The sequence below is a fragment of the Dyella sp. PARNA 12/25 genome (assembly GCF_055702865.1).
In genome coordinates this window covers 141,722-156,222 of the sequence record NZ_JBVQCI010000004.1, presented here as the reverse complement: position 1 = coordinate 156,222, position 14,501 = coordinate 141,722, and the positions used below count along the sequence as shown (strand labels likewise).

9 protein-coding genes are annotated in these 14,501 nt (G+C 63.6%); 6 read left to right on the top strand and 3 right to left on the bottom strand.

Translation table 11 applies throughout. From position 1 onward, the window contains the following. Positions 1–14: 14 nt before the first annotated feature. Together AC0GUR_RS11005 and AC0GUR_RS11000 are read right to left on the bottom strand one after the other, a co-directional pair. The gene (locus AC0GUR_RS11005) at positions 15–1,340 is read right to left on the bottom strand and encodes an APC family permease (protein WP_472877681.1); all 1,326 of its coding nucleotides are present in this window, start codon (positions 1,338–1,340) and stop codon (positions 15–17) included. A gap of 174 nt (positions 1,341–1,514) precedes the next feature. Further along, positions 1,515–3,455 (bottom strand): S53 family peptidase, encoded by a 1,941-nt coding sequence (locus AC0GUR_RS11000; RefSeq protein ID WP_472877519.1) that lies wholly within the window; start codon positions 3,453–3,455, stop codon positions 1,515–1,517. Between the two features lie 443 nt (positions 3,456–3,898). Here AC0GUR_RS11000 and AC0GUR_RS10995 point away from each other — a divergent pair, with 443 nt between their 5' ends. From AC0GUR_RS10995 to AC0GUR_RS10970, 6 genes are all read left to right on the top strand, one after another. Beyond that, positions 3,899–5,413, top strand: coding sequence for a fumarate hydratase (locus tag AC0GUR_RS10995; RefSeq protein WP_472877518.1), 1,515 nt, complete (start codon positions 3,899–3,901; stop codon positions 5,411–5,413). A gap of 339 nt (positions 5,414–5,752) precedes the next feature. Then, complete coding sequence (locus tag AC0GUR_RS10990) at positions 5,753–8,371, top strand: bifunctional aspartate kinase/diaminopimelate decarboxylase (RefSeq protein WP_472877517.1); 2,619 nt, start codon at positions 5,753–5,755, stop codon at positions 8,369–8,371. A gap of 92 nt (positions 8,372–8,463) precedes the next feature. Then, positions 8,464–8,859, top strand: coding sequence for an endonuclease domain-containing protein (locus tag AC0GUR_RS10985; RefSeq protein WP_472877516.1), 396 nt, complete (start codon positions 8,464–8,466; stop codon positions 8,857–8,859). Between the two features lie 3 nt (positions 8,860–8,862). Beyond that, positions 8,863–10,206 (top strand): UDP-N-acetyl-alpha-D-muramoyl-L-alanyl-L-glutamate epimerase, encoded by a 1,344-nt coding sequence (gene murL / locus AC0GUR_RS10980; RefSeq protein ID WP_472877515.1) that lies wholly within the window; start codon positions 8,863–8,865, stop codon positions 10,204–10,206. A 14-nt stretch (positions 10,207–10,220) separates the two neighbouring features. Next, positions 10,221–11,573, top strand: coding sequence for a UDP-N-acetylmuramoyl-L-alanine--D-glutamate ligase (murD, locus tag AC0GUR_RS10975; protein ID WP_472877680.1), 1,353 nt, complete (start codon positions 10,221–10,223; stop codon positions 11,571–11,573). A gap of 149 nt (positions 11,574–11,722) precedes the next feature. Then, complete coding sequence (locus tag AC0GUR_RS10970) at positions 11,723–12,187, top strand: GNAT family N-acetyltransferase (protein WP_472877514.1); 465 nt, start codon at positions 11,723–11,725, stop codon at positions 12,185–12,187. Between the two features lie 147 nt (positions 12,188–12,334). Here the strand turns inward: AC0GUR_RS10970 and AC0GUR_RS10965 are convergent, their stop codons facing one another. Further along, positions 12,335–14,413 carry a M13 family metallopeptidase gene (locus AC0GUR_RS10965; protein WP_472877513.1) on the bottom strand — a complete coding sequence of 693 codons (2,079 nt, stop codon included), beginning with the start codon at positions 14,411–14,413 and terminating at the stop codon, positions 12,335–12,337. Positions 14,414–14,501: the final 88 nt, after the last annotated feature.

Below are 14,501 nucleotides of genomic sequence, written 5' to 3'. Positions count from 1 at the left end.
TTGGAGGACGGGTGTTAGGAGGTGACCCGGCTGAACAGGCGTCGCCACACCAGGTAAACCGGGATGCCCGCAGCCATGATCAGCACGCCTATGCCGGTGTTTTTGGGACTTGCCTGCAGGCTTTGCACCACCACCAGGCCTACCGTGCCAATGAAGACCAGCGGCAGCAGCGGGTAGCCTGGCACGCGGAAGCTGGCCTGCGAGCCCTCGTTGCGGCGGTACCAGAACAGCGTACCCACGCCCACGGCACACGCCAGCCAGTCGCCGAAGGTGGCGTAGTCGAGCAACTGGCCATAGCTGCCCGACAGCACCAGCACGATGGCCCAGCCCGAGAGCAGCAGTAGCGCGACGTTGGGCGTGCGATGCACCGGGTGCAGGCGCGCCACGCTGCGGAAGAACAGGCCGTCTTCCCCCATCACCTGAAGCACGCGGGCGCCGGACACCAGGGTGATGTTGCAGAAGCCCAGCGTCGAGATGGCGATACCGATGGCCATGATCTTCGCGCCCGTGGTGCCAAATACGCGCTGCATGACGTCAGCTGCCGGTGTGTGGCTGGCGGCAAGGCCGTCGTGGCCGAGCACGGCGAGGTAGGCCAGGTTTACCAGGGCATAGGCGGCGATGACCAGCGTCATGCCGATGAACAGCGCTCGCGGCAGCGTGCGCTGCGGCTCGGCCACCTCACCGGCGAGATTGTTGAGGTAGGTGAAACCCGAGTAGGCGAACAACACTGGTAGCGCCGCACCCATGAAGCCTACGCCGGCGCGTGCGGGATCGGCTGCCAGCGGATGGCTGTTGCCGGCTCCGGCGAGGAACAGGCCGCACACCACCAGCACCGCGACCGCCAGCAGCTTCAGCAGCGTGAACAGGTTGTGCACTTGCGCACCGATGCGCAGACCAAACAGGTTGATCAGCGCCACGAAGGCCAGTGCACCGGCGGCCAGCGGCGTCACCATGGTGGCCGGCATGCCGAAAACGGCGGTGGCATAGCTGGCGAAGATGGTGGCGACGGCGGCGCTGGAGCCGGAATAGATCACCAGCAGCATGGTCCAGCCGAACAGAAAGCCGGCCAGTGGGCCAAACGCCTCGCGCAGGTAAACATAGCTGCCGCCAGCATGCGGGCGACGCGCGCCTAGTTCCGCGTAGCACAAAGCGCCGATCAGGGTGAGCACACCGGCGCCGATCCACACCAACAGCAGCGCCAGGCCGGACTCGGTCCGGTTCGCCGCGATGTACGGGTTGAGGAAAATGCCACCGCCGATCAGTCCGCCGACCACGATCAGGGCGGCGTCCCACGGTCGGAGACGGCGGACATAGCCGCCGGAAGTGGGGGTGTCGCTCATGAAATACCCGCTGCGGGAAAGTCCAGCGAGGATGGCGGGTGCGGCGACCTGCGGCAAGTCCTGCAGAACTGTCATCGACAGGGAGTGTGCAGCGGCACAAAAAAAGCCGGCTCCGTGGGGAGCCGGCTTCTTGTCGATCAACCGTGCATGGCAGTCCCATGCACGGCTTCTGCATCAGAAGCTCTGCAGGAACAAAGCCAGGTTGGTCACGTTGAGCGTGCCAATGCCGGCGCCCGGTTCATAGCCGTTCTTGCCGTAGTAGAACCAGTTGTCACCCTCGCGGATGTCGTTGAACGCCGACCACTTGCCGTAGCCGAACGCGTTCTGCAGGAAATACACCTGCGGATTCCACAAGCCGACACGATGGCCGGTACTCTGGGTCAGCAGGGCACTGATGCCATTGAGCTGCGGCGCCACGAAACTGGTGCCGCCGTAACCGGTGATTACGCCGCCATCCACCGTCGATACCACGATGTAGCCCGTCTCGGGGTCCGCATTGAGGGCGAGATCCGGCACGTTGCGTCCATGGAAGTTGCCCGGCAATACCAGCTGCGTCTGCGCACCGGCGACAGGGTCGATATAGGTGAGCGTCTGCTTCTTCTCGCTGCGGCGGATGCCATTGGTGAACCACTGGTACACCGGCGTCTGCCAGTACACGCTGACGCCACCGCCGCCACCGACCGAGAACAGATTGATCAAGCCCTTGCCGAAATTCTTGTCGAAGTAATTCTGGATGTAATCCCAGCCCCAGATTTGCTCCTTGGTAATCGATGCATACGGGCCAGGGACGCCGTTATGGTGGAAACGATAGGTGAAGGGTACGGTCGTGCCGCCAGCTGCCGTGATGTACGGATCCGATGCGGGCGAATCGACGGTGAGCGGTGCGTTGTACGTGCCTGGGCCGGTACCCACACCAAGGTCGCGCACCGTGTCATAGGCGCCGGAGTCACCGCTCGCGGCGAACGTGGACTGACCTTGCACGGCAGCTTCCAGAAGAATCTGGTGGAAGGTCTGCAGATCGCCAGCGTCGCTCGTATCGGTGTTGCTGGCCCCGGGCACATTGAGCGCGGCGAAGTTGAAGATCTCCGGCGTGCCCCAGCTGGTGGAAATGGTGTCGGCCTTGTTGTCGACCACGGCCTGCATAAAGGCATCGGTGAAGCCGTTGCCGGCATTGGGCGCGTCGTACACCAGCACATCGGCGAAAGGCGCGAGGCCGCCGGACTGCTCAACATCCAGCGAGGTTTCGCCGCTGCCGCCATCAAACGCACCGCCGCCATCGACATGGATCTGCGTGATGCGGTTGGGCTTGGTGGTCAGGCCGATGCCGTTCCAGTACGTCTCTGCATCGCTCGGATAGAAGTTGGACAGAGTCACGATAGCGATGGTCGAGCCTTGGCCGGTGACGCCCTGTGCGTACAACGGATTGATGTTGTACATGTTGGCCACGTCGCCGACCGTGAACTCACCCGGCGTGCCGGTCGCGGTGGGATTGCCATTCGAGCTGGACGGTGCGCTGAGCGTGCTGCGGGCCAACGCCTTCGTGCCGGCAGCCGCCTGACGGCTCTCTACCGATTTGACGGCATGCGACGCGTACTTGTGTTCAGTGTTGAGGCCGGAGACGAACAGCAGCGTGTTGGTCAGCTCGTTGGGCAACACCAGCGACTGCGTGGGGCGGTGGAACGAGCGTCCGCTCTCTTTCGACGTAAAGGTGTGGATCGGCGTTTTGAACGCCGCGCTGAATTGGGCCATGGTGCCGCTGGTACGAATAGCCATGCGGTTGCCCAGCACAGTGCCGCTCAAGCCGTTCTGCTTGAGGAACTTCTGCACCTGCGCAATCTCGGCATCGGTCGCGCCGTACTTGCCGGCAAATTCGCTGGTGGAAAGGAAGCGCCGGTAATTGGGGCCGCCGGGGGTGACCGTCTGCTGGATGTAATTCTCCAGCTGCTCCTGGTTATGCAATCGCAGGACAAGCGTGACATTGATGACTTGCGAGTTATTGGCCGGTCCCGTATCGATGGCCGGCTTGACGTCTGCTGCTATAGCGCCGGCAGAGACAGACGTGAGCAATACGGCAAGAGAGGCTGCGAGCGACTTGCGGTGCAAGTTCCAAAGCATGTGATTTTCTCCAGGGTAAATGGATCCCCTGCCGCGCGTCGACGACGCATTGCACGTCGCCGCGCCTTTCGGCGGGAGTCTGTGAGACGGACTTGGTCACCTTCCCCTAACACCCGGGCGACCCCCTGAAGAAACCACTCGCCCCGGCCATGAAAACCTAGCAATGCGGGCGACTCGCCGTGAAGTGCCTGAGCAATCGCACGAACTGACGAAACCCGCACCACGCCTCAAAACGCGACGAAAGAAATTGCGCGTATGTCATTTGGCTGACGAAGTTGCCTGAGGGCGCGCTGGCGGCGACTCCCCCAGACCGCAGGACCCCCCCGACGGCCAGACCATGGTCTTTTGGGGCCGGAGAGCTGTTTGCGGCACAATAGAAGGGTTGTGCGTCGTGGGTAGCCCCGTTTTCGACGCCGCCTTTCCCCGGAGTCGAAGCAATCGCCATGACCACCATCAAGCAAGACGATCTGATCCAGTCCGTCGCCGACGCCCTGCAGTACATCAGCTACTACCACCCCGTCGACTACATCACCAACCTCGCCGCCGCCTATGAGCGCGAGGAGTCGCCGGCCGCGAAAGACGCCATGGCGCAGATCCTGATCAATTCGCGCATGGCCGCCGAAGGCCATCGCCCGCTGTGCCAGGACACCGGCATCGTCACCGTCTTCCTCAAGGTCGGCATGAATGTGCGCTGGGACGCCACCCTGTCGCTGGAAGACATGGTCAACGAAGGCGTACGTCGCGCCTACAACGACCCGGACAACAAGCTGCGTGCCAGCGTGCTGGCCGATCCCGCCGGCAAGCGCAGCAACACCAAGGACAACACGCCCGCCGTCATCAACATGTCCATCGTGCCGGGCGACACCGTCGAGGTGATCGTGGCCGCCAAGGGTGGTGGTTCGGAGGCGAAGTCCAAGTTCGCCATGCTCAACCCGTCCGACTCCATCGTGGACTGGGTGCTCAAGACCGTGCCGACCATGGGCGCCGGCTGGTGCCCGCCGGGCATGCTGGGCATCGGCATCGGCGGCACCGCCGAGAAGGCGATGCTGCTGGCCAAGGAATCGTTGATGGAGCACATCGACATCCAGGAGCTGATCGCCCGCGGCCCGCAGAACCGCGCCGAAGAGCTGCGCATCGAGCTGTACGAGAAGGTCAATGCGCTGGGTATTGGCGCGCAGGGCCTGGGTGGCCTCACCACCGTGCTCGACGTGAAGGTCAAGGATTACCCGACTCACGCGGCCAATCTGCCGGTGGCGATGATCCCGAACTGCGCGGCCACGCGCCACGCGCACTTCACGCTGGATGGTTCGGGCCCGGTCGCGCTCGACCCGCCGTCGCTGGAGCACTGGCCGAAGCTCACGTATGACTCCAGCAAGGGTCGTCGTGTGAACCTCGACACCGTTACGCGCGAAGACGTCGCCAGCTGGAAACCGGGCGAAGTGCTGCTGCTCAACGGCAAGCTGCTCACCGGTCGCGATGCCGCGCACAAGCGCATGGTCGACATGCTCAACAAGGGCGAGTCGCTGCCGGTCGACTTCAAGAACCGCTTCATCTACTACGTGGGCCCGGTCGATCCGGTGCGCGACGAAGTGGTGGGCCCGGCCGGCCCGACCACCGCCACCCGCATGGACAAGTTCACCGAGCAGGTGCTGGCGCAGACCGGCCTGCTGGGCATGGTCGGCAAGGCCGAGCGCGGCCCGGCGGCCATCGAGGCGATCAAGAAGCACCAGTCGGTGTACCTGATGGCCGTGGGCGGTGCTGCTTACCTGGTGTCCAAGGCGATCAAGGCTTCGCGCGTGGTTGGCTTCGCTGATCTTGGTATGGAAGCTATCTACGAGTTTGAAGTGAAGGACATGCCTGTGACTGTCGCCGTGGATTCGGCCGGTACCTCCGTGCACCAGACCGGTCCGAAAGAATGGCAGGCGCGCATTGGCAAGATCCCTGTGGTGGTGGCGTAACACCACACTTCTCCTTCTCCCCTCCGGGGAAGGGAGATAAGGTGAGGGGCTAGCGACAAAGTTAGTGACCCTCACCGTCATTCCCGCGAAAGCGGGAATCCAGCGCCTTTCCACCGCTACACCGCGAGGCTTGGCTGCAAAGGCACTGGATTCCCGCTTTCGCGGGAATGACGGCTCTTAGGATGCGATGGGGCTGGCTGATCTTGCGCCCCGAGGCTCGCTTCCCGTACACCCCCGCATTTAGCCATCCAAACACATACAGCCCCCAGCGGTTGCAATCCGCCTGCTGCGGCGCAACACTGGCCAAATTGTTTTCCCCAACCACCAACGAAGGTACTCGTGAACCCGCAAAGCCCCGCGTCGCTTCCTGCTGACGCATCCTGGATCGTGATGAAGTTTGGCGGCACCAGTGTCGCTACCCTGCCGCGCTGGCAGAACATCCGTGAGCTCGTTGCCAGCCGCCGCGCCGAAGGCGCCCGCGTGCTGGTGGTCGTGTCCGCGCTCACCGGCATCACCGACGCACTCAAACATCTGTGCGCGCAGGAAGACAAGGGCAAACGCATCGAGGCTGCCAAGGCGATCGCACAGCGTCATTACGACCTGCTCGATCACATGCAGCTGGCGGTTCCGGACACCCTCGACGCTCGCCTCACCGAGCTCGCCCGACTGGCCGAAGAGGGCCCGTCGCTGCTGGGCGAGCTTGCCTGGGCAGCATTGGTGCAGGCCCATGGCGAGCTGATGTCCAGCGCGCTGGGCTCGGCGTTTCTCACCCATAGCGGACTTAACACGCAGTGGGTGGACGCGCGCGATTGCCTCTCGGCGATTGCACTGCCCAACCAGAACGAGCGCACCAAGCTGCTCTCGGCGATGGTCGAGGCCAAACCGGATCCGGCACTGAACGCGCGCCTCGCCGTATTGGGTGATGTGTTCATCACGCAGGGTTTCATTGCGCGCGAATCGCAGGGCCGCACGGTGCTGCTTGGCCGTGGTGGCTCGGATACCTCGGCTTCGTACTTCGGCGCATTGCTGAAAGCGCAGCGCGTGGAAATCTGGACCGACGTGGCGGGCATGTTCACTGCCAACCCGCGCCAGGTACCCAGTGCTCGCCTGCTGCAACGTCTGGACTACGAGGAAGCCCAGGAAATCGCCTCCACCGGCGCCAAGGTGCTGCATCCGCGTTGTCTCTCGCCGCTGCGCGAGCCGCGCGTGCCGCTGCTGATCAAGGACACCAACCGGCCCGAGCTGGAAGGCACCCTGATCGGCCCGGAAGTGCGCGAGCATGCGCCGAGCGTCAAAGCCATCAGCGCACGCAAGGGCATCACCCTGGTGTCGATGGAATCGGTGGGCATGTGGCAGCAGGTTGGCTTTCTCGCTGACGTGTTCGCGCAGTTCAAGCAGCACGGTCTGTCGGTGGACATGATCGGTTCGGCTGAAACCAACGTGACGGTCTCTCTGGATCCCACCGAAAACCTGCTCGATTCCGACGCGCTCGCCGCGCTGGCCAGCGATCTGGCCAAGGTATGTCGCGTGAAGGTGATCGCGCCGTGCGCTGCGATCACGCTGGTGGGGCGCGGCATGCGTTCCATGCTGCACACGCTGTCCACCGTGCTCGCGGAGTTCGGCCAGCTGCGCGTGCACATGATTTCGCAGTCGTCCAACAATTTGAACCTCACCTTCGTGGTGGATGAGAACGTCGTCGACGAACTGCTGCCTCACCTGCACGAGCTGCTGATCACCGCTGGCGCGTTGCGCACGGACGACAGCGCGCTGTTCGGTCCGAGCTGGCAGGCGCTGTACGGCACGGGCGAAGTGTTGCCGCCCGCTGCGTCGTGGTGGCGCGAGGAGCGTCGTGCCGATCTGCTCAAGATCGGTGCTGGCGCCACGCCGCGCTACGTCTACCACCTGCCCACCGTGCGCCAGCAGGCGCGCGAGCTGAAAACGTTGGCAGCAGTGGATCGCCTGCATTACGCGGTGAAGGCCAACACGCATCCGGCCATCCTCAAGGCACTGGCCGAAGAGGGTTTCGGTTTCGAGTGCGTGTCGCCGGGCGAGCTGAAAGCTGTGATGGCCGTGGTGCCCGACTCAGCGCCGCTGCTGTTTACGCCCAACTTCGCGCCACGCGAGGATTACGAGTGGGCACTCACCACGCGCGCCACGTTGTCGCTGGATTCGCTCTATCAGCTGGAACATTGGGGTGAGCTGTTCCGTGGCAAGGAAGTGGTGCTACGTCTCGACCTCGGTCGTGGCCTCGGCCACCACGAGAAGGTGCGCACCGGTGGCAGCGGCAGCAAGTTCGGTTTGCCGGTGGAACAGCTCGACGCGTTCCTACGACTGGCCGACACCCATGGCGTGACCGTGCGTGGCCTGCATGCCCATCTCGGCTCGGGCATCCTTGATGATTCCCACTGGGGTGAGGTGTACGGCCAGCTGGCCAGCCTCGCCGAGCGCATTGGTAGCGTCACCTTCCTCGACATTGGCGGTGGCCTCGGTGTGCCGTCGCATCCGGGCGAGGCGCGACTGGATATCGCCGCGCTCGACAAGGTGTTGCGCGAGGTGAAGGCCGCCTATCCGCACTACAAGTTGTGGATGGAACCGGGCCGCTATCTCGTGGCGGATGCCGGCGTGCTCATTACCAAGGTCACGCAGACCAAGGGCAAGGGCCACGGCCAGATCCGCTACCTTGGCGTGGATACGGGCATGAACAGCCTGATTCGCCCTGCGCTGTACGAGGCCTGGCACGAGATCGTGAACCTCACGCGGCTGGAAGAGTCGGCAACGGCGTTGTTCCAGGTGGTCGGCCCGATCTGCGAAAGCGGCGACGTGCTGGGCACTGACCGTCGCCTGCCGGAGCCGCAGGAAGGCGACGTGATGCTGGTGGCCCAGGCGGGCGCGTACGGCAAGGTGATGTCGTCGCCGTATAACCTGCGGGATGACGCCGAGGAGATCATCCTGGAGTAACCGGGAACCCCACTTCTCCCTCTCCCCTCCGGGGAGAGGGCTGGGGTGAGGGGCGGGTGCTCGCGGTGACGTATCAATCAGGGACGCTCAGGATGAAGCGTTTGCACGTAGATCGGGCTCGCAACTTGCGGATCGGTCAAACCGACGCAGAACAATTGCTTTGGTATCACCTGCGCAATCGTCGCCTTTCGGGCTGGAAATTCCCGCGGCAGCATCAGATCGGTTCGTATATCGTCGATCTTGTCTGCCCGGATGCGGCCCTGATTGTGGAGCGCGACGGCGGCCAGCATGGCGATCAGCTGATTTACGACGAACGCAGGACCTGCGAGCTTCAGTCCATGGGCTACAGAGTGCTGCGTTTCTGGAACAATGATGTACTGAAAAACACTGACAGCGTGCTCGAGGTGATTCTGGAGGCTTTGGCCAGCCCCGACCCCTCACCCCAACCCTCTCCCCGGAGGGGAGAGGGAGCATGCAATGGAGACTGAGGCGTGACGACCAACATCAACCCCCGCCTGACCCAGGTATTCCGCTTCGTGCGCTGCAGCTACGCCGATGGCGTGGCCGAACTGGTGTATGCCTTCGACCACGGCGAAGAGCTGATCGAGCGCGTGCGCTTTCCGAATGCGCCGGCCATCCCGTCCAGCCACCAGGCGGCGTTTGATCAGGCGCTGAAGTTGCTGCATCTGATCGCTGGTGTCAGCTACTACAAGGCCGGTGTGCCGCCGCGAATCGAGGTGGCCAGTGGTCCGCTCGACGACGCTACCGCCGACCTGCTCGACGCGCTTTATCTGCACGGCCTGGCGGAGTTCGCCTATCGCAACGGCCTGGATCTGCGCGGCCGCATTGGCTTCCCGCGCGGCGCGGCCGCACAGCCTGCCGTCAAGGCGTTGAACCTGCCGCATCGCACCCTGGTGCCCATCGGCGGAGGCAAGGATTCGCTGGTCGCGGTGGAAGCCATCAAATCCATCGGCGGCGAAGCCACCGCCGTGTGGGTCGGCAATTCACCGCTGATCGCCACCTGCGCCGAGCGTACCGGCCTGCCGATGCTCAACATCCAGCGCGAGCTGTCACCGGTGCTGTTCGAGTTGAACCGCCTGGGCGCGTGGAACGGCCATATTCCGGTGACGGCGGTGAACTCGGCCATCCTCGCGGTGGCGGCGATTCTCTATGGTTTTGACAGCATTGCGTTTGCCAACGAGCGCTCCGCTTCCGCTGCCACGCTGGAGTACGAAGGCCAGCAGGTGAACCATCAGTGGAGCAAGGGCTACACCTTTGAACAGCTGCTGGGCGACTGGCTGCACCAGCATGTCGCTGCCGATCTCACTTATTGCTCGCTGCTGCGCCCGTATTCGGAGCTGGCGGTCACCCGTTCGTTCTCCAAACTCACGCTGTACTTCGACGTGTTCTCCAGCTGTAACCGCAACTTCAAGCTGCTCGGCCCCAAGCCGGCTGATCGTTGGTGTGGGCAGTGCCCGAAGTGCCACTTTGTGTTTCTGGCCCTGGCGCCGTTCCTGGCCAAGCCGCGGCTGTTGTCCATCTTCGGCCGCAACCTGCTGGACGACGAGAACCTTGCGCCGGGTTTCGATGCCTTGCTGGAGTACCAGGACCACAAGCCGTTCGAATGCGTGGGTGAAGGCGCGGAAGCGCGCGCGGCGATGGTAGCCCTGAGCCAGCGTTCGGAGTGGCAGGAAGATGCCCTGGTGGCCCGCTTCCGCAGCGAGATCCTGCCGCAACTCGATGTGCAGGAGCTGGCACTGGAGCCGTGGCTGCAGCCTTCGGGGGAGCACCGAATTCCCGCACGCTTGCAGCCGGCGCTGGCGTTCTTCGCGTGAGCGAAGCGTCACCACTGCGCATCGCCGATCTCGCTGGCAAGCGTGTTGCCGTGTGGGGTTTTGGCCGGGAAGGGCGCGCCGCCATCTCGGCCATCCGCGCGCGCTTGCCGCAGCTGCCGTTGACGCTGTTCTGCGCCGATGCCGAAGTGGTATCGGCTCAGGCCTTCGACGCCGCGCTGGATGTGCGCGGGCACGAGCCCGACGCAACCGCCTTGGCCATGTTCGACGTGGTGGTGAAGTCCCCTGGCATCTCCGCGTACAAGCCGGCGCTGCTTGCGGCGCACGAGGCCGGTATCCACATCACCTCCGGCACCGCGCTGTGGTTTGCCGAGCAGCCCCAGGCTCGCGTCATCGCCGTTACAGGCACCAAAGGCAAAAGCACCACCACGGCGATGCTGGCGCACCTTGCGCGCAGCCTTGGCGTGCGCACCGCACTGGCCGGCAATATCGGTATGCCCTTGCTGGAGCTGCTGGATGCGTCGGCCGATCTCTGGGTCATCGAGCTTTCCAGTTTCCAGACGGGTGAAGCCGGCCCGGTGGAGCTTGGCGTGATCACCAGCCTCTACGAAGAACACCTCGACTGGCATGGCTCGCGTGAACGCTACATCGACGACAAGCTCAAGCTGGCGGATGTGTCGAAGCAGCTGCTGGTCAATGCCACGCAATCGTTTCTACTCAAACGCACGGCGAAGCATCCGCACCGCATCGTGTTTGGCCACGTCGATGGCTGGCATGTGGCGGGCGGTTTCATTCGCCGAGGTTCGCAGCCCGTGTTTGAAATCGCGGGCCTGCGAGCGCCGGGCGCTCACAATGCACTCAATGCCTGTGCTGCGCTGACGGCGCTTGAGGCGATGGGCTTCGATGCGCTGAAAGCCGCAGCGGCGCTTGCTACCTTCCGTCCTCTGCCACATCGTCTGCAGCCGCTGGGTGAGCATGACGGTTTTCACTGGGTCAACGACTCCATCAGTACTACGCCGCTGGCGACGTTGGCGGCACTGGGCAGCCTGCAGGGCCGGGCAGTCACTGTGATCGTGGGTGGGCATGACCGCGGTCTGGACTGGAGTCAGTTTGTCTTTGCGATGAAGGCGCACGCTCCGCACGCGATCGTGGCACAGGGTGCCAATGGCCCGCGCATCGCGGATGCGCTGCGCAAAGCGCGCGTGAAGGTGGAAGAGGTGAATGACCTGGCTGCGGCCGTGGTGCGAGCGCGTGCCATGACCCCCACGGGCGGCACCATCGTGCTGTCACCGGGCGCGCCAAGCTTCGACCAATTCCACGACTACGCCGATCGCGGTCGCCGATTCGCGGAGATGGCTGGTTTTGATGCGCACGACATCGTTGGTATCGAAGGTTTGGGCATCGCCTGAGGGCGTTCTCGTTTTCGGTAGGAGCGCACTTGTGCGCGACAACCAAACGGAGCGGCAACCGGGTAGTGTTGCGGTCGCGCACAAGTGCGCTCCTACAGAGAAGGCGGCGCTGTCGCGTAGACTGGGGCCTCATGTGAAGGGGGTATGACTTGGACATCCGCATCGATGATCTGAGCGGCGCCGCCATCGCCGCCCTGCTGCAGGAACATCTCGACGACATGGCGCTGCACTCGCCGCCGGAGAGCATCCATGCGCTGGATCTGGCGAAATTACGCCAGCCGGAAATCACGTTCTGGACTGTCTGGGAACGAGACGAGTTGCTCGGCTGTGGCGCCATCAAGCAGCTGGATGCGTCGCATGGGGAGATCAAATCCATGCGCACGTCCAACCGGCATCGACGCAGGGGTGTGGCTGCGCTGATGTTGCAGCACTTGCTTGATGAAGCCGGGCGGCGAGGCTACCGTCGGCTAAGTCTGGAAACAGGGTCACCCGTCGCTTTCGAGGCGGCGCGTCAGTTGTATGCGCGATTCGGTTTCGTTTATTGCGGGCCGTTTGCGGACTATGTCGAGGATCCGTACAGCGTGTTCATGATGCGTACGTTCGATGTGGTCTAGCGCGGCATTTGGGTCCCCATAGTCGGGACTGAGGCTGGCTGGGGTCGCGCGCAAGCGCGCTCCTACAGTGTGGTCTGAAGAGTGCTCCAAGAAAAAGCCACGCCTCTTACGAGGCGTGGCTTTTCGTTTAATCGCATGGGTGGTGTGTTACCAGATCCTCACGCGATCCGCCGGCGCGAGATACAGCGTTTGGCCCGGCTTCGGCTGGAAGGCGTCGTACCACGCGTCAAGATTGCGCACGGTCTGCGCGCGGAAGCGGCCCGGGGCGTGTTCGTTGCCGATCACGCGTGCGCGCATGGCGGCCTCGCGAACCTTCTCGCGCCACGACTGGCCGAAGGCGAGGAAGAAACGCTGGTCGCCCGTAAGGCCGTCGAGCACCGGTGCCGGCTTGCCGCCAAGCGACTTGTGATACGCGAGATAGGCGATGGTCAGGCCCGATACGTCGGCGATGTTCTCGCCCAGCGTCTGCTGGCCGTTCACATGCAGGCCCGGCAGCGCTTCATAGGCGTTGAACTGCTCCACCAGCTTCTGGCCTGCGGCCTTGAAGTGCGCCTGGTCTTCCGGTGTCCACCAGTTGTTGAGGTTGCCCTGCGCGTCGAACTCGGCGCCGAGGTTGTCGAAGCTGTGGCTGATCTCGTGACCGATGATGGCGCCGATCGAACCGTAGTTCGCGGCAGCATCCACCTTCGGATCGAAGAAGGGCGATTCGAGAATGGCGGCCGGGAAGTTCAGCGCATTCTGCAGCGGCAGGTTGACCGCGTTTACCGTCTGCGGCGTCATCCACCATTCGCCGCGATCCACCGGCTGGTTAAGCTTGGCGAGCTGGTGCAGGTACTCGAACTTCAGTGCGCGCTGCTGATTGCCCAGTGCATCGTTCGGGCTGATCTCCAGCGTGCTGAAATCACGCCAGGTTTCCGGGTAACCCACGCTGACGTGGATAGCGGCGATCTTGGCCTTGGCTTTTTCGCGCGTGGCCGGAGTCATCCAGTCGAGGTGATCCACGCGGTCGTCAAACGCGGCGAGGATGTTTTTCACCATCTGCTCGACCTGCTGCTTCGACGAGGCAGGGAAGTACTTCTTCACGTAGATCTGGCCCACCGCGTCGCCGAGCGACACATTGGTGCTGGCCACCGCGCGCTTCCAGCGATCACGCTGCTTGGGCGTGCCCGACAGGGTCTGCCCGTTGAAGCCGAAGCTGAGGTCGGCAAACGCCTTGGGCAGCAAGCTCGCGCTTTCGTTGAGCGCGTGGAACGTGAGGTAGTCCTTCCAGGTCTGCAGCGATTCACTGCCGGTCAGCGCGGAAAGGCCCTTGATGGCCGGTACCTGCCACACGTTCACGATCTTCTGCTGATCAAGACCAGCCGCCTTGAAGAACGCGGCCCAGTCGAGGCCCGGTGCGTTCTTCGCGAACGACGCCATCGGCCACGGGTTGTTGGCCTTGTGCACGTCCTGGCTTTCGACGATGTCGACTTGCGCCTTGGCGATCTTCGTTTCGAGTTCGAGGATGGACTTGGCCTTCGCGTCGGCATCGGCGATGCCAGCCTGCTTGAGCAGGGCGGCGATATAGGTCTGGTACTTGCCGCGCGTTTCGACCATCGCCTTGTCGTCCGACAGGTAGTAGTCGCGCGTGGGCATGCCAATACCGCCCTGCAGCAGGTACGGGATGTTGTGCTGCGCGTCCACCAGACCATGCGAGACGAACAAGCCGAACAAATGCTCGGTATGGAAGTTGGTGGCGTTCACCGGGTCCACATCCGCGCGCAGGCCTTCGCCGAGCACGCGGGCGAGGTCCGCCTTGGTGCTGATGGCGTCGATCTTTTTCAGTTCCGGCTGCAGCGGGGCGAGGCCAAGCTTCTCGATGCCGGCTTCGTCCATGTAGGCGGCGTAGTAGTCGGCGATCTTGCGCTCGTTGCTGCCGCTGGCCGGATTGCCCTTGCCCGCGTCGCGAATCAGATCCGCGGTGCGCTGCTCGGCCTTCTGGAACACTTCCAGGAACACGCCGGTGCTGGAGCGGTCGGCCGGAATCTCGGCTGTCTTCTTCCAGGTACCGTTGGCATGGTTATCGAAGTCGTTGCCTGGCAGCACGCCGTGGTCGATGCCGGCAAGGTCGATGCCGCTGACGCTACGGGCGGGTGCGTGGGCCGCTGCGGGTTCGGTCGGGGTGGCCGCCAACGCGCAGGTGCTGGTCAGCGCCGCTGCCGTGAGAATCCAACGAAATTGCCGCATGGCCGCATACTCCTGAGGATAAAAAGGGCACCACAATAGCCCGAGGCGAGGGTGCGTGGGGTATGACCAATGGGCTACGGTGATAATT